This is a genomic window from Alcaligenes sp. EGD-AK7 (genome assembly GCF_000465875.3).
Classification (GTDB): Bacteria; Pseudomonadota; Gammaproteobacteria; order Burkholderiales; family Burkholderiaceae_B; genus Alcaligenes; species Alcaligenes phenolicus.
Window position 1 is genome coordinate 1 of sequence record NZ_AVOG02000046.1, and the last position, 609, is coordinate 609.

The following is a 609-nucleotide window of genomic DNA, read 5'->3' on the forward strand; positions in this document are numbered from 1 at the left end:
CGTCATACGGTGGCGTGCCGTCCGGCCCCCCCGCGCAGACCGGCAGCATCTCGGTGCGCCCCAGGTGCAGCGAGGGAAACAGTTCCGGGTCGAGCTGCAGCGCGGCATCCGGATCGTAGTAGGCCAGGATCAGGTCGCAACCTCCCTCGCGCAGCACATGCACCGCCTCGCCGACGTTGGTGGCGATGAGCCGGGTGGCCAGGTTCAGGCCCTCGTGGCGCAGCCCGGCGATCCACGCCGGGAAGAAGCCCAGCGCCAGCGAGTGCGCCGCGGAAATCTGCAGTACCTCGCCCTGCTGGCCATCGACATGGTGCAGGTGACGCACCACCTCGCCGAGCTGCTCGACCATGTTGCGCGCACTGACCAGAAACAGCTGGCCGGCCTCGGTCAGTTCGATGGGCGTGCGCGAACGGTTGATCAGTTGCAGGCCCAGGGCCTCTTCCAGCGAACGGATGCGCCGACTGAACGCCGGTTGGGTGACGAAGCGGCGCTGCGCCGCCTGGGAGAAGCTGCGGGTTGCCGCGAGGGCGACGAAGTCTTCCAGCCACTTGGTTTCCAGATTCAATCCGAAGCTCCTCGATACGATGGCGACGAACGGGAAGTCACACG

Annotated in this window: 1 protein-coding gene; it reads right to left on the reverse strand. The window is 67.2% G+C overall.

Annotated features, from left to right (window positions below):
• Positions 1-565: LysR family transcriptional regulator (locus N879_RS15670; RefSeq protein ID WP_022983413.1), on the reverse strand; the 565-nt coding region annotated here is incomplete at its 3' end.
• Positions 566-609: the final 44 nt, after the last annotated feature.